General features: G+C 69.3%; 21 protein-coding genes. 11 read left to right on the forward strand and 10 right to left on the reverse strand.

Annotated elements, in window-relative coordinates:
- Position 1 precedes the first annotated feature (1 nt).
- The 5 genes from ACORQU_RS09545 (at position 2) to ACORQU_RS09565 (ending at position 7,175) form a co-directional block, all read left to right on the forward strand.
- Positions 2-181 carry a hypothetical protein gene (locus tag ACORQU_RS09545; protein WP_491644884.1) on the forward strand — a complete coding sequence of 60 codons (180 nt, stop codon included), beginning with the start codon at positions 2-4 and terminating at the stop codon, positions 179-181.
- 53 nt (positions 182-234) lie between these two features.
- Positions 235-1,686 carry a glycoside hydrolase family 125 protein gene (locus ACORQU_RS09550; protein WP_491644886.1) on the forward strand — a complete coding sequence of 484 codons (1,452 nt, stop codon included), beginning with the start codon at positions 235-237 and terminating at the stop codon, positions 1,684-1,686.
- 98 nt (positions 1,687-1,784) lie between these two features.
- Positions 1,785-4,127: a GH92 family glycosyl hydrolase gene (locus ACORQU_RS09555; RefSeq protein WP_491644888.1), complete on the forward strand. Its 2,343-nt coding sequence runs from the start codon at positions 1,785-1,787 to the stop codon at positions 4,125-4,127.
- A gap of 23 nt (positions 4,128-4,150) precedes the next feature.
- Positions 4,151-6,004, forward strand: a complete 1,854-nt coding sequence (locus ACORQU_RS09560) for a glycoside hydrolase family 35 protein (RefSeq protein WP_491645038.1) — start codon at positions 4,151-4,153, stop codon at positions 6,002-6,004.
- Between the two features lie 145 nt (positions 6,005-6,149).
- A complete protein-coding gene (locus tag ACORQU_RS09565; protein ID WP_491644889.1) occupies positions 6,150-7,175 on the forward strand; it encodes a sialidase family protein in 1,026 nt (341 codons plus the stop codon).
- 996 nt (positions 7,176-8,171) lie between these two features.
- Here the strand turns inward: ACORQU_RS09565 and ACORQU_RS09570 are convergent.
- Entirely contained in the window at positions 8,172-9,224 is a 1,053-nt protein-coding gene (locus ACORQU_RS09570; protein ID WP_491640969.1) for a YeiH family protein, read from the reverse strand.
- Between the two features lie 86 nt (positions 9,225-9,310).
- Here ACORQU_RS09570 and ACORQU_RS09575 point away from each other — a divergent pair, with 86 nt between their 5' ends.
- Positions 9,311-10,213 (forward strand): LysR family transcriptional regulator, encoded by a 903-nt coding sequence (locus tag ACORQU_RS09575; RefSeq protein WP_491640970.1) that lies wholly within the window; start codon positions 9,311-9,313, stop codon positions 10,211-10,213.
- A 15-nt stretch (positions 10,214-10,228) separates the two neighbouring features.
- Here ACORQU_RS09575 and ACORQU_RS09580 read toward each other — a convergent pair whose 3' ends face one another.
- The 6 genes from ACORQU_RS09580 to ACORQU_RS09605 all read right to left on the reverse strand — a co-directional run bounded on the left by ACORQU_RS09580 (position 10,229) and on the right by ACORQU_RS09605 (position 16,893).
- The gene (locus ACORQU_RS09580) at positions 10,229-11,455 is read right to left on the reverse strand and encodes a multifunctional CCA addition/repair protein (protein WP_491645040.1); all 1,227 of its coding nucleotides are present in this window, start codon (positions 11,453-11,455) and stop codon (positions 10,229-10,231) included.
- 32 nt (positions 11,456-11,487) lie between these two features.
- Entirely contained in the window at positions 11,488-13,455 is a 1,968-nt protein-coding gene (locus ACORQU_RS09585) for a transglycosylase SLT domain-containing protein (protein ID WP_491640971.1), read from the reverse strand.
- Between the two features lie 141 nt (positions 13,456-13,596).
- Positions 13,597-14,337: an endonuclease/exonuclease/phosphatase family protein gene (locus ACORQU_RS09590; RefSeq protein ID WP_491645042.1), complete on the reverse strand. Its 741-nt coding sequence runs from the start codon at positions 14,335-14,337 to the stop codon at positions 13,597-13,599.
- Between the two features lie 45 nt (positions 14,338-14,382).
- Positions 14,383-15,192, reverse strand: a complete 810-nt coding sequence (locus ACORQU_RS09595; protein ID WP_491640972.1) for a thiol:disulfide interchange protein DsbA/DsbL — start codon at positions 15,190-15,192, stop codon at positions 14,383-14,385.
- 80 nt (positions 15,193-15,272) lie between these two features.
- Positions 15,273-15,914, reverse strand: coding sequence for a thiol:disulfide interchange protein DsbA/DsbL (locus ACORQU_RS09600; RefSeq protein ID WP_491640974.1), 642 nt, complete (start codon positions 15,912-15,914; stop codon positions 15,273-15,275).
- A gap of 130 nt (positions 15,915-16,044) precedes the next feature.
- Positions 16,045-16,893: a c-type cytochrome gene (locus ACORQU_RS09605; protein WP_491640975.1), complete on the reverse strand. Its 849-nt coding sequence runs from the start codon at positions 16,891-16,893 to the stop codon at positions 16,045-16,047.
- Between the two features lie 220 nt (positions 16,894-17,113).
- On the opposite strand from ACORQU_RS09605, the gene yihA reads away from it, so the two are divergent.
- Positions 17,114-17,755, forward strand: coding sequence for a ribosome biogenesis GTP-binding protein YihA/YsxC (yihA, locus tag ACORQU_RS09610; protein ID WP_271647495.1), 642 nt, complete (start codon positions 17,114-17,116; stop codon positions 17,753-17,755).
- Positions 17,756-17,759: 4 nt separating this feature from the next.
- On the opposite strand, the gene ACORQU_RS09615 is transcribed toward yihA, so the two are convergent.
- Positions 17,760-18,452: a VIT1/CCC1 transporter family protein gene (locus ACORQU_RS09615; protein WP_491640976.1), complete on the reverse strand. Its 693-nt coding sequence runs from the start codon at positions 18,450-18,452 to the stop codon at positions 17,760-17,762.
- 267 nt (positions 18,453-18,719) lie between these two features.
- Here ACORQU_RS09615 and ACORQU_RS09620 point away from each other — a divergent pair, with 267 nt between their 5' ends.
- The gene (locus tag ACORQU_RS09620; RefSeq protein ID WP_491640977.1) at positions 18,720-20,084 is read left to right on the forward strand and encodes a glutamate--cysteine ligase; all 1,365 of its coding nucleotides are present in this window, start codon (positions 18,720-18,722) and stop codon (positions 20,082-20,084) included.
- A gap of 33 nt (positions 20,085-20,117) precedes the next feature.
- Here the strand turns inward: ACORQU_RS09620 and ACORQU_RS09625 are convergent, their stop codons facing one another.
- Together ACORQU_RS09625 and ACORQU_RS09630 are read right to left on the reverse strand one after the other, a co-directional pair.
- Entirely contained in the window at positions 20,118-21,602 is a 1,485-nt protein-coding gene (locus ACORQU_RS09625) for an ATP-binding protein (protein ID WP_491640978.1), read from the reverse strand.
- Between the two features lie 50 nt (positions 21,603-21,652).
- Entirely contained in the window at positions 21,653-22,366 is a 714-nt protein-coding gene (locus tag ACORQU_RS09630; protein WP_271648536.1) for a response regulator, read from the reverse strand.
- A gap of 275 nt (positions 22,367-22,641) precedes the next feature.
- Here ACORQU_RS09630 and ACORQU_RS09635 point away from each other — a divergent pair, with 275 nt between their 5' ends.
- The 3 genes from ACORQU_RS09635 to gfa all read left to right on the forward strand — a co-directional run bounded on the left by ACORQU_RS09635 (position 22,642) and on the right by gfa (position 24,738).
- Positions 22,642-22,917: a metal/formaldehyde-sensitive transcriptional repressor gene (locus tag ACORQU_RS09635; protein WP_271647490.1), complete on the forward strand. Its 276-nt coding sequence runs from the start codon at positions 22,642-22,644 to the stop codon at positions 22,915-22,917.
- A 64-nt stretch (positions 22,918-22,981) separates the two neighbouring features.
- Complete coding sequence (locus ACORQU_RS09640) at positions 22,982-24,091, forward strand: S-(hydroxymethyl)glutathione dehydrogenase/class III alcohol dehydrogenase (protein WP_491640979.1); 1,110 nt, start codon at positions 22,982-22,984, stop codon at positions 24,089-24,091.
- A 71-nt stretch (positions 24,092-24,162) separates the two neighbouring features.
- Positions 24,163-24,738: an S-(hydroxymethyl)glutathione synthase gene (gene gfa / locus ACORQU_RS09645; protein ID WP_271647488.1), complete on the forward strand. Its 576-nt coding sequence runs from the start codon at positions 24,163-24,165 to the stop codon at positions 24,736-24,738.
- Positions 24,739-24,796: the final 58 nt, after the last annotated feature.

Consider the following 24,796-nt stretch of genomic DNA (forward strand, 5'->3'; position numbering starts at 1 on the left):
CGTGCCCGCCCTGCGTGCATCGGTCGCCACGCGCGCGGACAGCGCACGGGAGAAGGCCGCCGCGCGGCCATTGAGCCGCGGCATGGACACCGGCTGCGAAGCGCCGACTCTGGCCGTTCATGGCGCGCCTGGCGGCGATTTTGCCGCCTCGATCCGGGGCAGCGCCGCGCTGTCCAAGTAGCCCACCCTTTCTGGCGCGGCATGGCCCGCGCTGTCCCGTTCTAGGAGAGCCCCATGACCACCCGTCGCGACATCCTGCAACTGCTCGGCACCAGCGCCGGGGCCGGCCTGATGGCCGCCGCGCTGCCCGGCTGGGCTGCCGCCGTCCCGGGGAGGGCAGGCGCGGGCCTCACCAGCCAGCGCCCGGCACCGGGCAAGCGCCGCTTCACCTCCGAGGCGGTCGAGCGCCAGCTGCGCACGGTCAAAGCCGGCATCGCCGATCCCAAGCTGGCCTGGCTGTTCGAGAACTGCTACCCCAACACGCTGGACACCACGGTGGAGACCGGCACCCTCAACGGCAAGCCGGACACCTTCGTCATCACCGGCGACATCGACGCGATGTGGCTGCGCGATTCTTCCGCCCAGGTGCATCCCTACATCCCGCTGGCACGCGGCGACAAGGCGCTGCGGCGCATGTTCCATGGCCTGATCCAGCGCCAGGCCGCGTGCATCCGCATCGACCCCTATGCCAATGCCTTCCTGCCCGACCCGCATGGCCAGCGGCTCAAGTGGGCGGTCAGCGACGACACCGAGATGAAGCCCGGCGTGGGCGAGCGCAAATGGGAGATCGACTCGCTGTGCTACCCCATCCGCCTGGCGCACGCTTACTGGAAGGCGACCGGCGACACCGCGCCGTTCGATGACGACTGGCGCACGGCGATGGCCCTGGTGGTGCAGACCTTCCGCGAGCAGCAACGCAAGGATGGCCCGGGGCCGTATCGATTCCAGCGTCCCTCGCCGCGTCCGACCGAGAGCCAGTTCCTGGACGGTTACGGCAACCCGACCCGGCCCAACGGGATGATCCACTCGATGTTCCGCCCGTCCGATGACGCCTGCCTGTATCCCCTGTTCGTGCCGGCCAACCTGTTCGCGGTGACCGTGCTGCGCCAACTGGCGCAGATGAGCGCGGCGATCCACCACGATGCGGATTTCGCCGCGCAGTGCCGCGCCCTGGCCGACGAGGTGGAACAGGCCACGCGCAAGGCCGGCCTGCAGCGCGACGCCGATGGCAGCACGCACTGGGCCTACGAAGTCGACGGCTATGGCAACCAGTTGTTCATGGACGACGCCAACGCGCCGGGCCTGCTGAGCCTGGCCTACCTGGGCTGCGTCGACCGCGACGATCCGGTCTACCAGCGCACCCGCGCGCTGGCCTGGAGCCCGCGCAATCCGTACTTCTTCCAGGGCACCGCGGCGCAGGGCATCGGCGGCCCGCACGAGGGCCTGCGGATGATCTGGCCGATGGCGATCATCCTGTACGCCTTCACCAGCGACGACGACGCGCAGATCCGTCAGTGCCTGCAGTGGCTCAAGACCACCGACAACGGCACCGGCTTCATGCACGAGGCCTTCGACCAGGACGACCCGTCGCACTTCACCCGCGCCTGGTTCGCCTGGGCCAACACCCTGTTCGGCGAACTCATCGTCCACCTCCACCAGACCCGGCCGCAGCTGCTGCGCGCCTGATGCGCGCGCGTGCCGCGGGCGGCGATGGCTTCCCCCGTGCGTGCCATCGCCGCCATGGCGGCTTCCACCCAAACATCGCTCCACGAGGATCCATCGCAATGGCCACACGACGTACTTTCCTGCAGGGCGCCATCGCCCTGGCGCTGCTTGGCAGTTCCGGTCTGGCGCCGCGCTCCTTCGCCCGCGCCGGCAACTACGCGCTGCCGGCCGACCGCCGCGTGCAGCCGGACCTGACGCGTCACGTGGACGTGTTCATCGGCACCGGCGGCCATGGACACGTGTTCCCCGGCGCGACGCTGCCCTTCGGCATGGTCCAGCTCAGTCCGGATACCTACAACGCGGTGTGGGATTCCTGCGGCGGCTACCACACCGACAACCATTCGATCATGGGCTTCTCGCACACCCACCTGTCGGGCACCGGGGTCGGCGACATGCTGGATTTCCTGGTGATGCCGTCCACCGGGCCCGTGCAGTTGAAGCCGGGGGAACTGGACGACCCCGACAGCGGCTACCGCCAGCGCTACGACCACGACGACGAGGCCGCTTCGCCCGGCTATTACCGGGTGCGCCTGCAGGACGACAATATCCACGCAGAGCTGACCGCGACACAGCGCGCCGGCCTGCATCGCTACCACTTCCCCAAGGGCGCGGCCGGTCACCTGTTGCTGGATCTGTTCCACGGCATGCAGGACCGTCCAGGCGTGCCCACGCGCGTCAGCGATGCCACCCTGCAGGTGGTCGATGCGCAGACCTTGATGGGCGGGCGCCGCGTGCACCAATGGGCCAGCGGTCGCTACATCTACTTCGCCATGCGCCTGTCGCGTCCGTTCGCCAGCGCACAGCTCTACAGCGACGATGCGCCCCTGGCCGACGGCACCACGCAGTCGGCGGGCACCTGCCTGAAGGCCGCGCTGCATTACCCCGATGCCGGCGAAGGCCCACTGCTGGTCAAGGTGGGCGTCTCGGCGGTGAGTGCGGAGAACGCGCTGGCCAACCTGGATGCCGAGCTGCCGGACTTCGACTTCGCCCGCGTGCACGCCGAGGCGGTGCAGGCCTGGGAAGCCGAGCTGGGCCGCATCCGCGTGCAGACCGAGGACGATGCGCACCGGCGCGTGTTCTACACCAGCCTCTACCACACCTGCATCGCGCCCTCGCTCTTCAGCGACGTCGATGGCCGCTACCGCGGCATGGACCTGGAAGTGCACCAGCTGCCGCGGGGTCAGCACAACTACAGCACCTATTCCTTGTGGGACACCTACCGCGCGCTGCATCCGCTGTTCACCCTGGTCCAGTCCGCGCGCGTGCCCGACCTGGTGCAATGCCTGGTGCGTGGCAACGGGCAGTCGCCGGCCGGCGTGGCGATCTGGCCGCTGCAAGGCGTGGAGACCGACTGCATGATCGGCTACCACTCGGCGGTGGTGATCGCCGAGGCGCACGCCAAGGGCTTCACCGGCATCGACTACAAGACCGCGTGGAAGCAGTACCGCAAGCGTGCGATGGAGGACGATTTTCATGGATTGGCGCTGTACCGCGAGCTGGGGTATATCCCCAGCGACAAGGTCGACGAGGCGGTCAGCCGCACCCTGGAGTTCGCCTACGACGACTGGGCCGTGTCGCACCTGGCCGACGCGGCCGGCGCGCATGGCGAGGCACGCAAGCTGCGCGAGCGCTCGCGCAACTACCGCAACCTGTTCAACCGCGAGAGCACCTTCATGCAGACGCGCCTGTCCGACGGCAGCTGGGCGCAGCCGTTCGATCCGCGCGCGGTTGGCCACAGCAAGCGGTGGCGCGACTTCACCGAGTCCAATGCCTGGCAGGCGACCTTCCTCAACCAGCACGACCTGTACGGCTACATGGAATTGTTCGGCGGGCGCGAGGTGTTTGCCGCCAAGCTGGAGGAACTGTTCACCACCAGCTCCGAGCTGCCCCCCGATGCGCCGCCGGACATCGACGGCCTGGTCGGCCAGTACGCGCATGGCAACGAACCCAGCCACCACGTGGCCTATCTGTTCGCCTACGCGGGACAGGCCTACAAGACCCAGGCCATGGTCCGCCGGCTGCTGGTCGAGCAGTACCACGATGCGCGCAATGGCCTGTCGGGCAACGAGGACTGCGGACAGATGAGCGCGTGGTTCGTGCTCAGCGCGCTGGGCCTGTACGCGGTCGATCCGGTCAGCGGCCACTACGTGGTCGGCAGCCCGCTGTTCGATGGGGCCACGGTGGAGGTGGGCCAAGGCAAGACCCTGCGCATCGAAGTCAGCGGCAACAGCGACAAGAACGTCTATGTGCAGTCGCTGGCCTGGAACGGGGCGCCGACCACATGCAGCTGGCTGAAGCATGCCGACCTGGCCGCCGGCGGCACGCTGTCCTTCGTGATGGGGCCCGAGCCGAACAAGGCCTTCGGCGCCTCGGGCAAAGACCTGCCGCCGTCGTTCGCATGATGGCTGGATGGCGTCACGCCGCGCTGGCGCGACTGGTGTTGGCGTTGTTCGGACTGGCGCTGCTGCTGGCGGCATTGGCCGGACAGGCGTTCGGCGCCACGCCGGCGTGGCCGCGCTTGGGCATCGAAGGCGACCATTTCGTACGCGGCGGCCAGCCTTACCAGGTGATTTCCGGGTCGATCCACTTCCAGCGCATCGCGCGCGCGGATTGGGACGACTGCCTGCGCAAGGCGCGCGCGCTGGGGCTCAACACGGTGGAGACCTACGTGTTCTGGAATGCGGTGGAGCCGCAGCCGGGGCGGTTCGACTTCAGCGGCAACAACGACGTGGCCGCCTTCGTGCGCGCCGCCGCCGCGCAGGGGCTCAACGTGATCCTGCGTCCCGGGCCGTACGCCTGCGCCGAGTGGGATGCCGGAGGTTATCCGGCGTGGCTGTTCGCCGATCCCACGCTGCAGGTGCGCTCGCGCGATCCGCGCTTCCTCGCCGCCGAGCGGCGCTACCTGCAGGCGCTGGCCGACCAGGTGCGACCGCTGCTCAACGGTCATGGCGGGCCAATCGTAGCGGTGCAGGTGGAAAACGAATACGGCTCCTACGGTAACGACCACGCTTACATGCGCGACACCCGGCAGATGCTGGTCCAGGCCGGCTTCGACCAGGCGCTGCTGTTCACCGCCGATGGGGCGGACATGCTGGCCAACGGCACGCTGCCCGGCACGCTGGCGACGGTGAACTTCGCCCCCGGGCAGGCGCGCGGCGCGTTCGAGACGCTGGCCAAGGCGCGTCCCGGGCAGCCGCGCATGGCCGGCGAATACTGGGCCGGCTGGTTCGACCACTGGGGCGAGGCGCACGCGCACACCAATGCGCGGCAGCAGGCCGATGAACTGGCCTGGATGCTGGGGCAGGGGATTTCGGTGAACCTGTACATGTTCATCGGCGGCACCAGCTTCGGCTACATGGCCGGGGCCAACTTTCAGGGTGGCCCGGCCGACCACTACGCGCCGGACACCACCAGCTACGACTACGACGCGGTGCTGGACGAGGCGGGCCGGCCGACGCCCAAGTTCGCCCTGTTCCGCGAGGTGATCGCCACGGCCACCGGCCACACGCCGCCGCCCCTGCCGGCGCAGGCGCCGCTGCAGGCACTGCCGACGGTGCGGCTGGAAGAAGCGGCCTCGCTCTGGGACAACCTGCCCGCGCCGCACCACGCCGCCGACCCGCTGCCGATGGAGCAGGTCGGCCAGGCTTACGGCGCCATCCTCTACCGCACCCGCGTCACCGGTCCGGTCCACGGCGCGCTGTACCTGGGCGAAGTACGCGATGCGGCGCGGATCTACGTCGATCGCCGCGACGTCGGTGCGGCCGAGCGCCGCCTCAAGCAGGTCCAGGTGGACCTCGACATTCCCGCTGGCGAGCACACGCTGGAGGTGCTGGTGCAGAACACCGGCCGGGTGAACTACGGCCCGCACCTGGCAGATGGTCGCGCCGGACTGGTCGGCCCGGTGTTCCTGGCCGGCGTTCCAGTGAAGGGCTGGGACACCTTCCCGCTGCCGATGGACGACCCGGACGCGGTGCGTGGCTGGACCCGGCAGCCGGTCGCCGGCCCGGCCTTCCACCGCGGCACGCTGCGCATCGCCCATCCCGGCGACACCTATCTGGACACGCGCGCCTTCGGCCAGGGCCAGCTGTGGGCCAACGGCCACAACCTGGGCCGGGTGTGGAAGATCGGCCCGCAGGCGGCGCTGTACTTTCCCGGCGCCTGGCAGCGGACGGGCGACAACACGGTGGTGGTCTTCGACCTGGACACGGAGGCCACGCCACAGCTCGCCGGCGTGACGCATCCGGTGTGGATCGACCCGCCAAAGGACGCGACCCGTTGAGGTGGCGCACACGCCTGGCACAGGGGACGGAAGGATCGTGGCAAGGGGAGATCTCGTGAGGGGAACGTCTCGTTCCAAGGGGTTTGCAGGAGGTGTCCAAGTGATTCCAGATGGATTTTTCCGGCAGCGTGCGGCGGTGTGCGCCATGGCATGGCTGGCGGTGTCCGGGCCCGTATCGGCGGCCGCGGTCGACCCGGTCGTATCGCGTGAACAATTGGTTTGTCCCACGCCGCAATGCCACGCCTCCACCCTGGTGGAAACCCGCGACGGCGTGCTGCTGGCCGCGTGGTTCGGCGGCGACCACGAAGGCGCGACGGACGTGGGCATCTGGCTGGCGCGCCGCGACCCGAGCGGCTGGTCCACGCCCCTGCGCGTGGCCGGCGGCGTCGATGCGCACGGCAAGCCGGTCGCCGCCTGGAACCCGGTGTTGTTTCAGCCCGACCACGGCCCGCTGCAGCTCTACTACAAGCTCGGCCCCAATCCGCGCCAATGGTGGGGCATGGTCATCACCTCCACCGACGATGGCGCTCATTGGTCCGCACCGCGACGCCTGCCCGAGGGCATCCTTGGCCCGATCAAGGACAAGCCGGTGCAACTGGCCGGCGGCCGCATCCTCGCCCCGTCCAGTACCGAGGACGATGGCTGGCGCCTGCACATGGAATGGTCCGACGATGGCGGCGCGCACTGGCAGCGCACCGGTCCGCTCAACGATCCCGCGCGGATCGGCGCGATCCAGCCCGCGTTGCTGGTGCATGCCGACGGCCGCGTGCAGGCGCTGGCACGCACCCAGCAGAACCGCATCGCCAGCCTGTGGTCCTCCGACCATGGCGCACACTGGACCGCGCCGACCCTGCTGGACATGGACAACCCCAACGCCGGCATCGACGCCGTGCAGCTGGCCGATGGGCGCTCGCTGCTGGTCTACAACCCCACCACGAGCGGCAAGGACTGGTGGGATGGGCGCGGCGTGCTGGCCGTGGCGCTGTCCGACGATGGCGTGCATTGGCACCGCGTGCTCACGCTGGAGAACACGCCCGGCGAGAAGTTCTCCTACCCGGCCGTCATCCAGGCCCACGATGGGAAAGTGCACATCAGCTACACCTGGAAGCGCACCGCGATCGCGCAGGTCGTGCTGGATCCGGCGCAGCTGTCGATGGACCGGGCCGACTGATCGGGCGAGCGGTGCGTGTCGGGCGACCTGTGGTCCGCTGCGAGCGCTTCAGCACCTTGGCGCGAATGCGAAGCCGGCCTCCGGCCGCGCGAGCGGAACGAACATCGCCTCGCGCTGGTCCTGCGGTAAGTCGAAGCCGGCGACATGCACGGTGACGCGGTACGCTTCCATTGCGCAGCTTGCTACGGCGACCAAGTCGGACAAGGCCGCGCAGGACGTGGCTAGCCCAGCCGGTGGCCGATGTCGCGCGGGCGTCCCAGGCGACCGCGTCGGCAGCACGCTCGAACTTGCTTTTGCTTTTGCTTTTGCTTTGCATGGCGTTTGCTCTTTGCTTTACCTGTCTGAGCCGTAAAGCGCGCCGAGCACCGGAGGCTGATCGGGCCGAAGAGGCGCTCTTGTCTGAGCGAAGCGAGTTTGGGCGCCGTGCCCGATCAGGCGAGGAGCGCAGGGAACCGATGCGTAGCATCGGCGCGTGTTTTCAATCCCCTTTTGGGACCGGCGAGTAGCGGTTTTGCTTCCTTTTGCCGCGACAAAAGGAAGTCGCGCCCCAAGGGCGCGAAAGCTCTTGATCCTGCATGCAGCTTCAGGCCTCCGCCTCGAGATGCGCTTGATCCAACGACCGCGCCGAGATGAAAGGCATCGCGCCGATGGCGCGACAAGTACAAGGCTTTCGCGCTTGCAGCGCGACAGTTGCAGAGCTTTCGCGCCTGCGGCGCGAGTGACTTTTGTCGCGGCAAAAGTCACCAAAACCGCTACTCGCCGGACGCGATCCGCCGCTACGCGGCGGTCCCCTGCGCTTCTCGGAAGTCAGGGCACGTCGCCCAAACTCGCTACGCTCAAACAGGGCGACTCTTCGGCCCTGCCTTCCTGCGATGCTCGGCTCGCTTTACGGCTCAGACAGGGAAAGCAAAAGCTGACGGCAACGGCAACGGCAACGGCAACGGCTCAAAAGCAACGACAGCAACAGCTAAGTTCAAGGGCAAAGGCTGGCGCGGCTCAGCCCAGTAGCGCCACGACCCCGATGTTGAGCAGATACCCGCCGCCCATCAGCAGCACCCACAGGATCAAGGCCAGCAGCAGCGGCCGCGCGCCGGCCTGTTTGATCGCGCCCCAGTGGGTGCGCAGGCCCAGTGCGGCCATTGCCATGGCCAGCAGCAGCGTATCCAGCAGCAGGATCGCATCGAGCACCGGCTTGGAGAGCAGGTGCAGCGAGTTGAAGCCGGCCACCACCACGAACAGGATCGCGAACCACGGGATCGTGAGCTTGGTTGCCTCGGCGCCGGCCGCCGCCTGCGCGCCGCGCTTGAGCCACGCGCCCAGGATCAGCAGGAACGGCGCCAGCAGCATGACCCGCAGCATCTTCTCGATCACCGCTGCGGCGCCTGCCTCGTCGCTGACCGAGCGCCCGGCCACCACTACCTGTGCGACCTCGTGGATGGTCGAGCCGGCATAGACGCCATAGGCATGCGCATCCAGCCCCAGATGCGGATATATCCACGGATAGACGAACATGCCCAGCGTGCCGAACACCACGACCGTGGCCACCGCGACGGACACCTTGTGTGCCTGCGCCTTGATCACCGGCTCGGCGGCCAGCACGGCGGCGGCACCGCAGATCGCGCTGCCAGAGCCGATCAGCATCGCCGTCTCGCGGTCCATCTTCAGCAGCCGCGTGCCGATCCAGGTGGCCGCGCAGAACACGCCGCTGACCACCACCAGATCGATGACCAGTCCGGCCAGGCCCACACCCATCACGTCCTGGAAGGTCACCCGGAAACCGTACAGCACGATGCCCGCGCGCAGCAGCATGCCCTTGGCGTAATCCACGCCGGCCCCGGTCCTGGGTGCGATGGCCGGGAAGGCGGTGTTGCCCAGCACGATGCCGATGACGATGGCCAGGGTCAGCGCGCTCAGGCCGGCGGTCTGGGCCCAGGGCAGCTTGGACAGGCCGATGCCGGCCAGGGCGACACCCAGGACCAGGGCCAAGCCCGGCCAGAAGCCGGGGCTACGCATCGGGCTGGCGTGCGGATGGGTGGCGGTGCTGGACATGGCGATCTTGGCGTTGAGGCAAGGAGGGATGCAGGCATCCTCCGCCCGGGCCTAGAATGCGTCCAATACATCATTCTCAAGATTCCATGAATCCAGCTCATGGTTTGAACCTGCATCTGCTGCGTGTCTTTGCCGCAGTGGTCGAGCACAACGGCTTCTCGCGCGCGGCCGAGGCGCTGTTCGTCAGCCAATCGGCCGTGTCCAAGGCCCTGCGTGAACTGGAGCACCAGTTGGACCTGCCGCTGATCGACCGCTCCGGCGGGCGCGGCGTGCGCCTGACCGAGGGCGGGCAGGCGCTGTATCGCCACGCGCGCGGCATCTTCGCGATGGAGCGCGCGGCCATGGACGAGGTGCGCGAAAGGGTCGGGCTGCGCCGCGGCGGACTGCGCATCGGGGCCAGCACGACGGTGGCCGCGTACTGGCTGGCCGAGGCCTTCGCCGCGCATGTGGTGCGCCAGCCGCAGCTGGACAGCGCCCTGGAGGTCGGCAACACCGAGGAGGTGGTCGCTGCGCTGATCGACTGTCGCATCGATGCCGGGTTTGTCGAAGGTCCGGCGCACGACGAGCGCATCGTGGCCACGCGCTGGCGCGAGGAGCCGCTGCAGGCGGTGATCGCCGCGCAGGCACCGTTGGGACAGGCGCGACGGGCCAGCGCCAAGCAGCTGGCCGCGCAATGCTGGCTGGTGCGCGAACCCGGCTCAGGCACGCGCGAGGTCGCCGAACACCTGCTGGCTGCGCGCGGCATCACCCCGGCACGCAGCGTGGAGATCGGCGGCAACGAGGCCATCGCCCGCGCGGTGGCGGCCGGCGCCGGGGTGGCGATCCTTCCGGCCGCCGTAGTGGCCGATTTCATCGCCGATGGCCGACTACGCGCGCTCGGGCTACCCGACGGCCCGGCGCTGCAGCGTCCGCTCTATCGCCTGGAGCTGGGCAACCGCCCGCGCTCGCCGGCGCTGGAGTCTTTTCTGCAGGCGCTAGAGTCGGCTTGAGGGTGCGCGTTCGCCCTAGCCGGCGCGCCGCGCCGCGCCGATCGCCGCGACACGGGCCTTGCGCAGTGCCTCCCCGATCTGCGGTCCCTGTAGGCCTTCGGCTGCCAGGTCGCGCGCGTTGACCGACAGTGCGGCGGCATGGAGCCGCTGCAGCATCGCGCCCTGCGGATAGGCATCGTGTGCGCTGCCGGCACGGCCCCGCTTGTCGCATTCGCACACCGTCGCCAGCTGGGCGATACGCGCGGGCCGGCGGAAGGCGTCGCAGCGGGTCAGCAGCTCGAGCACGGTGGCATCGCGCAGTTCGTCCAGGCGATGCACGTTGAGATGCTCGCGACAGGCGATCAGCGCCAGGTCGCGGTGTTCGGCCGGCACCTTCAGCCGCGCGGCCAGCGCCTGCAGCGGCTTGATTCCGGCGCGCTCATGGCCGATGTGGCGTGGCAGCACGTCGGCCGGCGTCAGCGCCTTGCCCAGGTCATGCGTGAGCGCGGCGAAGCCGATCAGATCGTCGCCCGGCGCCAGGTGCGCGGCCATGTCGCTGACCAGTTCCTGGTGCAGGCCGGTGTCGATCTCCGGATGGAACTCGGCCCGCTGCGGTATGCCGTACAGCGCCTCCACTTCGGGCAGCACGTGGCGCAGGGCGCCGGCCTCGTGCAGCGTGCGCAGGAAGGCGCTGGGCTGCTTGGAGGCCAGTGCGCGACGCAGCTCCTGCCACACCCGCTCGGGCACCAGGGTGTCCAGCTCGCCGCTGTCGGCCATCTGCCGCATCAGCGCCAGCGTTTCGGGGGCAACGGTGAAGCCCAACGGCGCGAAGCGCGCCATGAACCGCGCCGCGCGCAGCACGCGCAGGGGATCTTCGACGAAGGCCGGGCCGACATGGCGCAGCACGCGCGCGGCGATGTCGCGCGCGCCGCCGTAGGGATCGACCAGCGTGCCATCGGCATCGCGGGCGATCGCATTGAGCGTGAAGTCGCGGCGCTGCAGATCCTCTTCCAGCGTCACCGAAGGGTCGGCATCGACCACGAAGCCGCGATAGCCGCGCCCTGACTTGCGCTCGGTGCGCGCCAGCGCGTGCTCCTCCTGGGTGTCAGGATGCAGGAACACCGGGAAGTCCTTGCCCACCGCACGGAAGCCCTGCGCCTCCATCTGCGCCTGGGTGGCGCCGACCACCACCCAGTCGCGATCACCGGCGGGCAGGCCGAGCAGGGCATCGCGGACCGCGCCGCCAACCAGATACGTCTTCATGCCGTCCATGATCGCCCGCGTGGGGCGAAACGTCAGCCTTCCTCGTTCTGCGCCGAGGTCGCGCCGGGGCAGGTGAAGCCCTTGCGCCGTCCGTCCAGGCGGCCGGCCATGCGCTCGCTCAGCGACAGCGCATCGTCGTTGAGGCGCCAGTCGTAGATCACGCTGAAGGCCAGCACGCGCGCGACGTATTCGCGCGTTTCCTTATAGCTGATGGTCTCGATCCAGATGTCCGGATCGAACCCGGGCCGCTGCGACTGCCAGCGCGCGGTGGGCGTGGGCCCGGCATTGTAGGCGGCGATGGTCACGTAGGGGGCGCCGTACTTGTCCAGCAGCTCGCGCAGGTAGGCCGTGCCGATGGCGATGTTGGTGTCCGCATCGTACAGGCTGGGCGCGCCGTCGTAGGCGATGCCCTGGCGGCTGGCCACCGCCGCGCCGGTGCCCGGCAGCACCTGCATCAGCCCGCGGGCATTGGCCGGCGAGCGTGCGGCTGGGTTGAAGACGCTCTCGGCGCGGATCTCGGCGGCGATCCAGGCCGGGTCGAGCGCGTTCTTCTTCGCTTCGCGACGGATGGTCGCGTCGTGGTGCAGGGGAAAGCGCAGGGTGTAGAGCTGCAGTTCGCCGGGCTGCTTGCCCAGCGAGAACACCGCCCGATCGAACCAGCCGTGGTCCTGTGCGACCTCCACGGCCATGCGGCGCTGGTCGTCGTCGAAGCGGGTCAGGGCGTCCTTCCATTCGGCCACCGCCCAGGCGGGCTGGTCCAGCTTCCACAGCTCCATGGCGCGGATCAGCGCCGGGTCGCGGGCCACGGCTGCCCGGGCCTGTGCGCTGTCGCGCGGGATGACCGGGCACAGCGCATAGGCCTGGCCCAGGTGATCGGCCGCCAGGAAGCCGTGGTAGGTCGCGCTGCGTGCGGCGCGCGCGTAGAACGGGCGCGCGTCGTCGGGCAGGCCGGTCTTGTCCAGCATGCGCGCTTCGAAATACGACCAGCGCGGATCCTGGCGCTGACTGGCCGGCATCGCACGGATGGCGGCCAGCGCCGCGGGCCAGTCGCCGCGCGACAGCGCTTCGCGCACCTGCCATTCGTGCAGGCGTTCGTCGTAGGCCGATGCCGGCACTGCGGCCAGTCGTCGCGCAGAATCGGGCAGGTAGGAGGCCACCGTCCACAGCGCGATCTGGTACAGCACCTGCCCGCGCTGGGTGTCGTCGAGCTTGAGCGCCTGCACGTACTGCGGCAGCAGGCGCTCGGCGGCATCGGGGTCCTTGCGGGCCAGCTGCGCCAGGCCATCGGCGGCGATCTGACGGCTGCGGTCCGAGCGATCCCAGGACAGGGCCTGCGCGCCGGGTGCATCGAGGAAGCTGGCATAGGCCACCGCCTGGCTGCGCTGGCTGGCCGGCAGCCCGCTGGCGGCAAAGCGCATCACGCCGGTCTGGCCTTCGGCGGCGGCTGCCTCGATGCGCGCCCAGCGCAGGGCGTCGGTCAGCTTGCCCTGGCTGTCGAGCGCGGCGAAGACCGGGTCGCATCCATCGGGCAGCGAGCTGCTGCCCGTGCGCCAGATGGACTGGGCCTCCTCGACCCAGCTCGCATCCGTGCGTCCCAGCACCCACTGCGCCTGCAGGCGCGCGCAGCGCAGGGCCAGGTTATCGGTGGGCTGCCAGGCCGCAAGAAAGTCGCTCCAGTCCTTCTGCCGCGCCAGCGCCGGCAGCCACGCGCTGCGGAAGCTGGCCGCCACCGGCTGGCCGGCGTAGCGGCGCAGGAAGTCCTGCGCCTGGGCGACCCCGACATCGTCGATGTTGCGCCGCAGCTGGGCGTATTCGATCCAGCCGCGCAGCGGGCTGTCGGCCAGGGCGGGGTTGCGCAGGGCGTCGTCGGCCTGGCCGCGCTGGGCGTTCTCCAGTGCGGTGCGCACCAGGGGGCGCTGGGCGTCCAGGTCCTGGGCATGGGCCATCGGCGCGAGGGCCAACAGGGCGGTGAAGCTACAGAGCAAGGCGGTGCGGATCATGCCGGCGATGATAAGCAGGCCCGCATGAATCGCTTTTTTGCATGCCGGCGCGGGCCGCAGCCGACAGGCGCAGCACGTGCGGAAAGACGCAGGCACAGGCCATTGTGCCGCCATGGCGGCTCGCGCGACTTCCTCGTGCCGCTACTGCTTGAGCGCCGCGACCGGGACGTCGATGTCCAGGGCCAGCGCCAGATGGTCGGAAAAGGCCGCCGGCAGCGCGCGCGCGTTTTCGTGCACCAGGTGGTCGGTGACCAGGATGTGGTCGATGGCGCGCGCCGGCTTCCAGCTGGGAAAGGTGGGCACGCAGAAGCTCGGCGGTCGCAGGTGGGTGCGGCTGTAGAGCAGCTCCATCTCCGGCACGTCGGGCACGCAGTTGAAGTCGCCCATCAGCACCGCGTGCGGATGGCTGGCCAGCAGTTCGGCGATGAAGGCCAGCTGCATCCGTCGCGAGCCGTTGCCCAGCGACAGGTGGGCGACCGCCACGACCAGACCTTCGTCGCCATGGCCGAAGTGCGCCAGCAGCACCCCGCGCCCTGCGATGCGGCCGGGCAGGGGGTGCATGTCGACCTTGACCGGCTGCAGCTTGCTGAGCAGGCCATTGGCGCTGCCCGCCACCCGGGCCACGTTGCGATTGGGCTGGTGGCTCCAGTGCTTGAAGCCCGCCTGCTCGGCCACGTAGTGGGTCTGGTTGGTGAAGCCCGAGCGCAGGCTGCCCGGGTCGGCTTCCTGCAGACCGACGATGTCATGCTCCCCGGCGAGCTGGGCGATCGCGTCCAGGCTGGTGCGCTTGGCGCCGACCGGTAACGCGTGCGACCAGCTGCGGGTGAAGTAGTCGCTGTAGCGGCGGGTGCTGGAGCCGGCCTGGATGTTGGCGCTCAACATCCTCAGCCGGCGCGGGGGGGCAGACACGTCGGACACCGGTGGGCCTTACTGCGCCTTGGCGGCCTGACGCTCGCGTGCGATCAGGTGGTCGGCGATGCGCAGCACTTCCGGATAAGGCTTCTGCTTGATCAGGTACTTGCCGCCCACGATCACCGACGGGGTTCCGCCGATCTGCGCGCGCAGGATGAACTGGTTGGCCTTGCTCATCCGCCCGGCCACCGCGAAGCTGCCCATGGCCTGCTTGAACTGCTCGGCGCTCACGCCGTACTTGGTGTACCACTGGGCGACCTTGTCCGCATCGAAGGGTTCACCCTCGCCCGGCAGGGCGTGCTCGACGTGGATGGCCTGGAACATGGCGTCATGGCTCTGCTTGGCGATCCCCAGCGATTCGGCGGCGTAGAAGACCTTGGCGTACTCGCGGAAGTCCGGACGGAACTGTGCCGGCACGTAGACCACCCTCACGTCGGCCGGCTGCTTGGACTTCCACTGGTTGAACAGCGGCTCGAACTGCGCGCAGGCCGGGCAGATGTAGTTGAACGCCTCGACCACTTCCACCTTGCCGTCGGCCGGCTCGAAGGGCTGGCCATCGGTGATGACCGTGTAGTCCTGGCCCTCGACCGGGGCCGGGCCCTGCGGCGGCACGATCGGGTTGTTGTTGGGCTGGTCCGGTGCGGCGGCCTGGGCGGTGGCCGGGGCGCTGCTGGCCGGCGGCTGCGAGGTGGCCGGTTCGGCCGCTGGGGCGCTGGTTGCGGGCGCGGCGGTTTCGGTCGTCGGCGCGGCGTTGGACTCGGACTTGGAGCAGGCGGCCAGCACGGGCAGCAGGGCCACCAGGGCCAGGGCGAAACGGGTCTTCATGTGCAACACACTCCTGGATGCGTCGGTACGGGCGCCGGCCGGCATGATGCCAACCCGCGTGTTCATTTCAGATGTGGATGTTATTTGGCCGCGGCCAGCTCGCGCTGGATCAGGTAGTCGGCCACCTTGAGGACATCGTCGGGACTGGCGACCTTGATCCGGTAGCGGCCGTTGACGACCAGGGTCGGGGTCCCGGTGATGCCGCTGGCCATGCCGAATTCACGGGCATGCTGCAGCTGCTGGGTCACCCGCGGCGACTCCATCGTGGCGGCGAACTTGGCCGGGTCGACGCCGTATTGGGCGTAGAAGCGGCCGATCTCCTCATCGCCGGCGTTCTGGATCGGCAGCTCGCCGGTGTCGTGCAGGGCGCGGAACATCGCGGCATGGCTCTGCTTGAGCACGCCCATCTGCTGGGCGGCGTAATAGGCCTTGGCGTAGGGAATCCAGTAACCGCCGAAGGCGGCCGGCACCGGGGTGACGCGCACGCTGGCCGGCTGCTTCTTCTCCCAGGCCTCCAGGACCGGCTCGAAATGCGCGCAATGGATGCAGACATAGCCGAACACCTCCGCCACCTCGACCTTCTGCTTGCCGGTCAGCGGCGCGAACGGCTTGCCGCCGGGGATCACTTCGTAGTCTTCGCCTTCGACGGGCTGGGTGGGCGAAGCGCAGGCTACCAGGGGCAGCAGGGCGAGCAGGGTCAACAGCAGCAGGCGGGGCTTCATACGGGAGGGGTCCTTCCGTGATCGGGGTGGGGAACGGGATTGTCCGGGAAAAACGACGACGCCGGCCATGGTGGGGCCGGCGTCGAGCGTGACGAGGGTGACAGCCGGCGTGTCGCCGGCGGCTTGGACCCTAGGATTGCTGGGTTGGTTCCGCAGCGGCCGGTGCCTCGGCGGGCGCCGGGGCGGGCGCCGCGGGTGGCGCGGTCCCCGCGTCCGCCGCCGCCGCATCCAGCGCGCTGTCATGCAGGCCCTGGATATAGCTGGCCAGCGAGGCGATTTCCTGCTCGGTCAAGGGTTTGGCGACCTGGGCCATGATCTGGAAGTGGGCCGGATCCTTGTAGGCGGTGGTGCCGGCCTGGTACTCCTGCAGGCGCCGGACCACGTAGTCCTGCGGCTGGCCGCCGATATGCGGATACGGCGGGCCGGGATTGCCGGCGCCGCTGGGGCCGTGGCAGGCCATGCAGGCCGGGATGCCGCGCTTGGCGTCACCCCCGCGGAACAGCGCCTGGCCGACTTCGTAGAACTTCTCGCCCTTGTACGGGCCGTCGGCGATGACGCTGTCGTCGGCCACGCCGGCACCGGCCTTCTGCTGGGCGAAATAGGCGCCGACGTCACGCATCTCCTGCGGGCTGAGCGACTGGGCGAACGGCATCATCACCGCCGCCATGCCAGACGTGCGCTGACCGGTGGCGAACAGCGCCAGCTGCTGGGAGATGTAGCGCTCGCCCTGGCCGGCCAGGCGCGGGTACATCGGCGTGGGCGGATTGCCGTCGGCCCCGTGGCAGGCCGCGCAAGGCGCGGCCTTGGCCGCGCCGGCTTGCGGATCGCCCCAGTGGGTCTTGGCCAGATTGATCTCCAGCGGCTGGGCCTGGACTGGCGCGTTGTCAGGCAGCGCTGTCACGCTGGTCTGGGCGTACGCGGCACAGGCGGCCGCGGCAATGGCAAGACAGGACAGTCCCAAGACGCGAGCGTGGCGCATTAGCTGGAGCTCCGTGGTTCCCTTTGGATCGCGCGCCGGCATGCGCCGACGCGAAGCCGGCCGATTATCGTCATGGCGCGCGCAGGCGGTCAATTTCGCCGCCCGCCGCCGCGCCCGATTCGGCGTGTTGAAGCGTTTTGACGTCCGGTTCGCGGCAAAACGTGGCGCGGTGCAGCATGGGATCGCTCACCGGCGCGCATCCCCATGCGATCCTATGGGCATGGCCGTCTCCAACTATCTCAACGCCGCGCACTATCTGCTGTCGGCCCACAACGCCCGCCAGCTTCCGCCCGATGCCGGGCTGGAAGTGGCCTTCGCCGGGCGCTCGAACGCCGGCAAGTCCAGCGCCCTCAACGCCCTGGCCGGCCACAACGCGCTGGCGCGCGTGTCCAAGACGCCGGGGCGCACCCAGCAGCTGGTGTTCTTCGAGGTCAGGCCCGAGCGCTGCCTGGTGGACCTGCCCGGCTATGGCTATGCCAAGGTGCCGATGGACCTGCAGGCGCACTGGCAGGCGTTCATCGATCAGTACTTCGCCACCCGCCAGGCCTTGCGCGGCCTGGTGGTGGTGATGGACATCCGCCATCCGCTCAAGGACTACGACCGGCAGATGCTGGGCTACGCGGTCCAGCGCGGCCTGCCGGCGCACGCGCTGCTGACCAAGGCCGACAAGCTGGGGCGCGGCCAGCAGGCCCAGACCATGGCCGCGGTGAAGAAGGAGCTGTCCTCGGCGTTCGGCGACACCGTCAGCCTCCAGGTGTTCTCCTCCGAGTCCAAGCTGGGCGTGGACCAGGCGCGGACCGTGGTCCAGCAGTGGTTGGAGCTGCTGCCGGCGCCGGTGGCCCCGGAGCCTCCGGAGGCCTGAGGCGTCAGGCGAGCTGGAACAGCCCGCCGATCAGGTGCGCGGCGGCCATCGCCAGCGCGCCCCAGAAGGTCACCCGCAGCGCGCCGCGCAGGACCGGCGCGCCGCCAGCCCACGCGGCCAGGCCGCCGGAGACCAGCAGCGCGACCAGGGTCGCCACGACCACGGCCACGCGCGCGTGGTCGGCGACCACGATGGCGGCCAGCAGCGGCAGCATCGCCCCGGCGGCAAACGCCGCGGCCGATGCGGCCGCCGCCTGGACCGGACGCGCGCGCAGGGTCTCGGTGATGCCCAGTTCGTCCCGTGCATGGGCTCCCAGGGCATCGTGTTCGGTCAACTGCTGGGCGACCTGCCGGGCCAGCGCCGGCTGCAGGCCCCGCTGCTCATAGATGCGGGCCAACTCGTCGAGTTCGCTGGCGGGGTCTTCGTCCAGCTCGCGCTTTTCCAGCACCAGGTCGGCCCGCTCGGTATCGGACTGGGTGCTGACCGACACGTACTCGCCTGCGGCCATCGACATCGCGCCCGCGACCAGGCCGGCCACGCCGGTGGCCAGCAGCGTGGTCGCGCCCGCGCCCCCCGCGGCCACCCCGACCATCAGGCCGGCGACCGAGACGATGCCGTCGTTGGCGCCCAGCACCGCGGCGCGCAGCCAGCCTGTGCGGTGCGCGCGGTGGGTTTCATGGTGGCGGGTCTGTTTCATCGTGGAGGGGCCGGCGGCGGAGGGTCGGAGCGTAGCGGCTCTGGCGCAGGCATCGCGGAGTGCGATCCCTGGTGCGAATGCGAACCGAATGCGATCGCTGGCCTGCCGTGGCGTCGCCACCGCGGCTGCATCCGGCCATGGAATGCAGCAACCGGTCAGGGGCAACGATCTGGCGGTGCCGGGCCGGTATAGTGCGGCCCTTGCGAAGGGTGTGCATGCCGGACACGGATCGCCCGACCCCATCCACCGTCGATTGCGAGCCGCCCTTTGTCCAGCCCCAGCCACGTTGCCGATACGCCGATCACCGACCTGTCGCAGCTGGTGGAATATTCCGCCGCCGGCGCACGCCCGCGCGCGGACTGGCGCATCGGCACCGAGCACGAGAAGTTCGGCTTCCGCACCGACGACCTGCATCCGCCAGCGTTCGACGGAGAGCGCGGCATCGAGGCGCTGCTCAGCGGCCTGACCCGCTTCGGCTGGGAGCCGGTGGAAGAGAATGGCCGCACCATCGCCCTGCTGCGCGACGGTGCCTCGGTGACATTGGAGCCTGCCGGTCAGCTGGAACTGTCCGGCGCGGCGCTGGAAACCATCCACCAGACCTGCGTGGAAGTCGGGACCCACCTCAAGGAGGTGCGCACGGTCGCTGACGAGCTGCAGCTGGGTTTCCTGGGCATGGGCTTCCAGCCCAAGTGGCGCCGCGACCAGATGCCGTGGATGCCCAAGGGCCGCTACCAGATCATGAAGTCCTACATGCCCAAGGTCGGCCAGCTCGGCCTGGACATGATGACCCGCACCTGCACGGTGCAGGTCAACCTGGACTACGGCTCGGAGGCGGACATGGTGAAGAAGTTCCGCGTCTCGCTGGCGCTGCAGCCGATCGCCACGGCGCTGTTCGCCGATTCGCCGTTCGTCGAGGGCCAGCCCAACGGCTACCTGAGCTACCGCTCGCACATCTGGACCGACACCGACGCCGATCGCACCGGCATGCTGGATTTCGTGTTCGAGGATGGCTTCGGCTTCGAGCGCTACGTCGACTATCTGCTCGACGTGCCGATGTACTTCTCCTACCGCGATGGCATCTACCACGATGCCTCGGGCCAGAGCTTCCGCGACTTCCTCAAGGGCAAGCTGCCGGCCCTGCCTGGGGCGCTGCCGACGCTGCGCGACTGGTCGGACCACATGACCACCGCCTTCCCGGAGGTGCGCATGAAGAAGTTCCTGGAAATGCGCGGCGCCGACGGTGGCCCCTGGAATCGCCTGTGCGCGCTGCCGGCGTTCTGGGTGGGCCTGCTCTACGACGATGCCGCGCTCGATGCGGCCTGGGACCTGGTCAAGGACTTCACCCGGGAAGAGCGCCACGCGCTGCGCGACGGCGTGCCGCGCCAGGCGCTGAAGCTGCCCTTCCGTGGCGCGACGGTGCGCGAACTGGCCATCGAGGCGCTCAAGATCGCCCAGGCCGGCCTGCGCCGGCGCGCGATCCACAACGCGCAGGGCGCCGACGAGTCGGGGTTCCTGGATGCGCTGGTGGAGATCGCCGACGCCGGCCAGACCGCGGCCGAGCGCAAGCTGGCGTTGTTTCATGGCGCGTGGGGCGGCAGCGTGGACCCGGTGTTCCGCGAGTTCGCCTACTGAGCCTTGCGCAGGAGGGGGGCGCGCCGATCTGGATCAGCGCTCGATCTTGGCCCGAGGCAGCGTCGCCCAGGCGCGCAGGCCGCCGCCTTCGCGGTTGGTCAGGCCGATCTCGCCACCATGCGCCAGGACGATGGCGCGCGCAGCCGACAGGCCCAGGCCGATCCCGCCGGTTTCCTTGTTGCGTGAGTTCTCGCCGCGAAAGAACGGCATGAACAGCTTGTCGCCCAGCCTGGGATCGATGCCCGGACCGTCGTCGTCGATCTCCAGGCGCGCATGCCCGTCGATCTGACGGACTCGCACCCGGGCACGCTTGCCGTATTTCACCGCGTTGCCGATCAGATTGCCGACCACGCGCCGCAGCGCCAGGGGATCGCAGTCCAGGATCGCGCTGTCGCCGGGTTCCAGGGCCACGTCCTGTCCGATATCGGCGGCGTCGTCGACCACGCTCTCGACCAGATCCTGGAAATCCACGCGTTCGCGCGGACCGCTGCGCGACTGGTCGCGCAGGAACTCCAGGGCCACGGTGATCATGTGCTTCATCTCGTCGATGTCGGCCGTGGCGCGCTCGCGCAGCGGCGAATCGATGTCGTTGAGGCGGAAGGCCAGGCGTGCCAGCGGCGTGCGCAGGTCGTGGGCGATCGCGCCGACCATGTGTGTGCGCTCGGCCACCATCCGGCTCAGGCGGGCCTGCATGGCATTGAACGAATCGGTGGCCAGCACGATCTCGGCCGGCCCGCGGCGCTCCAGCGGGGGCGCATCGGGGTCACGGCCCAGTCGGTCCGCGGCGGCGGCGAATTCCCGGATGGGAGCCGACAGCGCCCGTGAGAACCACCACGCCAGCGGCAGCATGAGCAGCAGGCCCAGCGCGAACAGGATCGTCAGCTGCAGTTTGAAGACATTGGAGAGGGTCAGGCCGTTGTAGCGCACCACGCGCCAGCTACCGTCGGTCTGCTGTGCGGCCGCCACGAACCCTTCGGACAGGACGTCACGTTGGCCGAAGGCCATGCCCCGGCCGTCCTCGTTGCTGTCTGTTCCCACCGGCTGGGTCACTGGGGCATCGGTGGCCGTCAGGTCCGCTGGCGGGTCGGGCTGGGCAGGCGCGGCGTCGCGCGGGGTGCTCGTGGACGGCGCGCCGTCCGGCTCGGTGCGTGGCGTCCGCCTGGCCCAGGGCGGGCCATGGCGCAGCGGGGGGGGAATCACCATCTCCGGCTGGTCCAGGGGCGCCTGGCCAAGGCCATGGAGCTTGGGCCGGTAGAAGTGGACCTGCGCCACTGGCTGGCCCATCCAGTCGGCCAGCACCGCGCGCATGCGCGGGTCTTCCACCCCCATCCGGTCGGTGGGCGCAGGGGGCGTGGATTCGTCGCTGACCGAGACGTCCTTGCTCGACGCCGGCATGCGCGTGGACAGCAGGGCGACCACTTCCGGCAGTTGCACCGGCGGGTTGTAGACCGGCGTACGCATGAACAGCAGCGCCAGCCCGATGCACTGGGCCAGCAGCAAGGCTGCCGCAAGCAGCATGAAGGTCCGGGAGAAGATCGAGCGGCCGGAGCGGCCTCCGGCCGCGTGGATCACAGACGTGTGACAGCCGGCAGCAGCATGTAGCCTTCGTTGCGGACCGTCCGGATCAGCTCGGCATGGCCGCGGCCATTGATCTTGCGGCGCAGGCGGCTGACCTGGCTGTCGATGGCGCGGTCGAAGACCTCGGTGCCACGGCCACGGGCCAGGTCCAGGAGCTGGTCACGGCTGAGCACGCGCTGGGGGTGCTCGACGAAGGTCCGCAGCAGCGAGAACTCGCCGTCGGACAGGGTGATGTAGGTCCCGCTGGGGTCGCGCAGGTCGCGGCGCACCGCGTCCAGGCGCCAGCCGCCGAACTCGTACTGGCTGCCCCGCACTTCAGGCGCCGTGCCGAAGGCCTTCTGGCGACGCAGCAGCGCGCGGACGCGGGCCAGCAGCTCGCGCGGGTTGCATGGCTTGGACAGGTAATCGTCGGCGCCGACTTCCAGGCCGACGATGCGGTCGGTGTCGTTGCCCAGCGCGCTGAGCATCAGCACGGCCGGCCCGTTGCCGGAGTTGAGTCGCCGCGCCACGCTCAGGCCGTCTTCGCCGGGCATCATCACATCCAGGATGATCAGGTCCGGGCGACCCTTTTCCAGGATTTCCCACATGTCCTTGGCGCTCTCCGCCTCGTCCACGAGATAGCCGTGGCCGATCAGGAAGTCGACGGTGAGCCGGCGCAGATCCGGGTCGTCGTCAACGACCAGGATGCGAAATTCAGGGTCCATGTCAGCGAGGATGGCGTTCATGACGGGATTGATACCCCGCAAGTGTAGGCAGCGTTTGTCAAGACGGCAAAGTATCGACATGGAGGTTGCGCCCTCAGACGGGCGGGCGTGTGCCGTCTTTGGCCGGCCCGGGGTGGCAACGACCCGCCCGGTTCGGTCTCGACCCGTGCACCTGCTGCGTGCGCGCTTTTGCGCCAGGCCGCGCCCCCGTGCGGTTGGGCTTGTGGGCGGGTATGGGCGTCGTATACTGGGGGTGAGTATCGAGGGCCGCCGCTTTGCCGCATTCCGTTGAAGAGAAACGTAAGGTCATCGCCCGGCTGCGCCGTATCCGGGGGCAGGCCGAAGCCTTGGAGCGCGCCCTGGAAGCGGGGGCCGACTGCGGTCCGGTGCTGCAGCAGATCGCGGCCATCCGCGGCGCCGTCAACGGGCTGATGTCCGAGGTGATGGAGGCCCATATCCGCGAGACCTTCGACCATCCCGCCGCCGACGAGGCCCAGCGCGAAGCGCGGGTCATCGAGATGACCGGCCTGGTGCGGTCCTACCTGAAGTAACGGCGCGCCCCACGCCCGCCCTGCGCCCCCACATCCCTTTGCCATCCTTGAGGAGGTTGCCATCATGAAGTCCCGTGCCGCCGTTGCGTTCGGCCCCGGCAAGCCGCTGGAAATCGTCGAGATCGACGTCGCCCCGCCCAAGGCCGGCGAGGTGCTGGTCAAGATCACCCATACCGGTGTGTGCCACACCGATGCCTTCACCCTGAGCGGCGATGACCCGGAAGGGCTGTTCCCCGCCGTGCTGGGACACGAGGGCGCCGGCATCGTGGTCGAGGTCGGCGAAGGCGTCACCTCCGTCAAGCCGGGTGACCATGTGATCCCGCTGTACACCGCCGAATGCGGCGAGTGCCTGTTCTGCAAGTCGGGCAAGACCAACCTGTGCACCTCGGTGCGCGCCACCCAGGGCAAGGGCGTGATGCCCGACGGCACCACGCGCTTTTCCTACAACGGCGAGCCGATCTACCACTACATGGGCTGCTCGACTTTCAGCGAGTACACCGTGGTGGCCGAGGTCTCGCTGGCCAAGATCAACCCGGACGCCAACCCCGAGCAGGTCTGCCTGCTGGGCTGCGGGGTGACCACCGGCATCGGCGCGGTGCACAACACCGCCAAGGTGCAGGAAGGCGACTCGGTGGCCGTGTTCGGCCTGGGCGGCATCGGCCTGGCGGTCATCCAGGGCGCGCGCCAGGCCAAGGCCGGGCGGATCTTCGCCATCGACACCAACCCGTCCAAGTTCGAGCTGGCCAAGCAGTTCGGCGCCACCGACTGCGTCAACCCGAAGGACTACGACAAGCCGATCCAGCAGGTCATCGTGGAGATGACGACCTGGGGCGTGGACCACACCTTCGAGTGCATCGGCAACGTCAACGTCATGCGCGCGGCGCTGGAATGCGCGCACCGCGGCTGGGGCCAGAGCGTGATCATCGGCGTGGCCGGCGCGGGGCAGGAGATCTCCACCCGTCCGTTCCAGCTGGTGACCGGGCGCAAGTGGATGGGCACGGCCTTCGGTGGGGTGAAGGGCCGCACCCAGCTGCCGGGCATGGTCGAGGATGCGATGAAGGGCGAGATCGAGCTGGCCCCGTTCGTGACCCACACCCTGCCGCTGGATGACATCAACCAGGCCTTCGACCTGATGCACGAAGGCAAATCGATCCGTACGGTGATTTCCTACTGATCCATCGCCGTGCGCTTGGGCGTGCGGAAGCCTTCCGCACGTTTTTCTGTCTGTACCACGGGAGGAAGCAGATGAGCGCTCCATCGATACATCCGAGTGTGGATCAAGGCGTCAAGAAAGGAACCGCAGGCTTCAGTGGCGGCACCCTGCAATGCAGGTGCGGCAGCGACAAGGTCGAAGTGAGGGTCGACTCCAATGTCGCGCACAACCATGCCTGCGGCTGCACCAAGTGCTGGAAGCCCGAGGGCGCGGCGTTCTCGGTCGTCGGCGTGGTGCCGCGCGACAAGCTCGCCGTCACCGCCAACGAAGGCAAGCTGTCCATCGTCGATGAAAAGGCGGCGATCCAGCGGCATGCCTGCAAGGCCTGCGGCACGCATCTGTATGGCCGCATCGAGAACAAGGACCACCCGTTCTATGGGCTGGACTTCATCCACGTGGAGCTCTCGCCCGAGTCGGGCTGGGAGGAGCCGCGCTTTGCCGCGTTCGTCTCGTCCATCATCGAGGGCGGCGGTGCGCGGCCCGAGCAGATGGACGATGTGCGCGCCCGCCTCAGCGAGTTGGGGCTGCCACCGTACGACTGCCTCAACCCGCCGTTGATGGACGCCATCGCCACCCACGTGGCCAAGCGCAGCGGCGTGCTGCAGTAGCGCAACCCAAGCGCGGCGGGCCGCTCGTCGGCCCGCCGCGCCTTTTCAAGGAATTCCC

The organism is Pseudoxanthomonas sp. JC1303 (assembly GCF_058448525.1).

What these genes read in the sequence shown, in the direction of transcription:
- ACORQU_RS09605 (WP_491640975.1), bottom strand. Translation starts at nt 16,893, where the DNA reads ATGCGCCACGCTCGCGTCTTGGGACTGTCCTGTCTTGCCATTGCCGCG.
- ACORQU_RS09585 (WP_491640971.1), bottom strand. Translation starts at nt 13,455, where the DNA reads ATGATCCGCACCGCCTTGCTCTGTAGCTTCACCGCCCTGTTGGCCCTC.
- ACORQU_RS09595 (WP_491640972.1), bottom strand. Translation starts at nt 15,192, where the DNA reads ATGAAGACCCGTTTCGCCCTGGCCCTGGTGGCCCTGCTGCCCGTGCTG.
- ACORQU_RS09570 (WP_491640969.1), bottom strand. Translation starts at nt 9,224, where the DNA reads ATGTCCAGCACCGCCACCCATCCGCACGCCAGCCCGATGCGTAGCCCC.
- ACORQU_RS09590 (WP_491645042.1), bottom strand. Translation starts at nt 14,337, where the DNA reads ATGTTGAGCGCCAACATCCAGGCCGGCTCCAGCACCCGCCGCTACAGC.
- ACORQU_RS09600 (WP_491640974.1), bottom strand. Translation starts at nt 15,914, where the DNA reads ATGAAGCCCCGCCTGCTGCTGTTGACCCTGCTCGCCCTGCTGCCCCTG.
- ACORQU_RS09625 (WP_491640978.1), bottom strand. Translation starts at nt 21,602, where the DNA reads ATGCTGCTTGCGGCAGCCTTGCTGCTGGCCCAGTGCATCGGGCTGGCG.
- ACORQU_RS09615 (WP_491640976.1), bottom strand. Translation starts at nt 18,452, where the DNA reads ATGAAACAGACCCGCCACCATGAAACCCACCGCGCGCACCGCACAGGC.
- ACORQU_RS09630 (WP_271648536.1), bottom strand. Translation starts at nt 22,366, where the DNA reads ATGGACCCTGAATTTCGCATCCTGGTCGTTGACGACGACCCGGATCTG.
- ACORQU_RS09580 (WP_491645040.1), bottom strand. Translation starts at nt 11,455, where the DNA reads ATGAAGACGTATCTGGTTGGCGGCGCGGTCCGCGATGCCCTGCTCGGC.
- ACORQU_RS09640 (WP_491640979.1), top strand. Translation starts at nt 22,982, where the DNA reads ATGAAGTCCCGTGCCGCCGTTGCGTTCGGCCCCGGCAAGCCGCTGGAA.
- ACORQU_RS09555 (WP_491644888.1), top strand. Translation starts at nt 1,785, where the DNA reads ATGGCCACACGACGTACTTTCCTGCAGGGCGCCATCGCCCTGGCGCTG.
- ACORQU_RS09575 (WP_491640970.1), top strand. Translation starts at nt 9,311, where the DNA reads ATGAATCCAGCTCATGGTTTGAACCTGCATCTGCTGCGTGTCTTTGCC.
- gfa (WP_271647488.1), top strand. Translation starts at nt 24,163, where the DNA reads ATGAGCGCTCCATCGATACATCCGAGTGTGGATCAAGGCGTCAAGAAA.
- ACORQU_RS09550 (WP_491644886.1), top strand. Translation starts at nt 235, where the DNA reads ATGACCACCCGTCGCGACATCCTGCAACTGCTCGGCACCAGCGCCGGG.
- yihA (WP_271647495.1), top strand. Translation starts at nt 17,114, where the DNA reads ATGGCCGTCTCCAACTATCTCAACGCCGCGCACTATCTGCTGTCGGCC.
- ACORQU_RS09565 (WP_491644889.1), top strand. Translation starts at nt 6,150, where the DNA reads ATGGCATGGCTGGCGGTGTCCGGGCCCGTATCGGCGGCCGCGGTCGAC.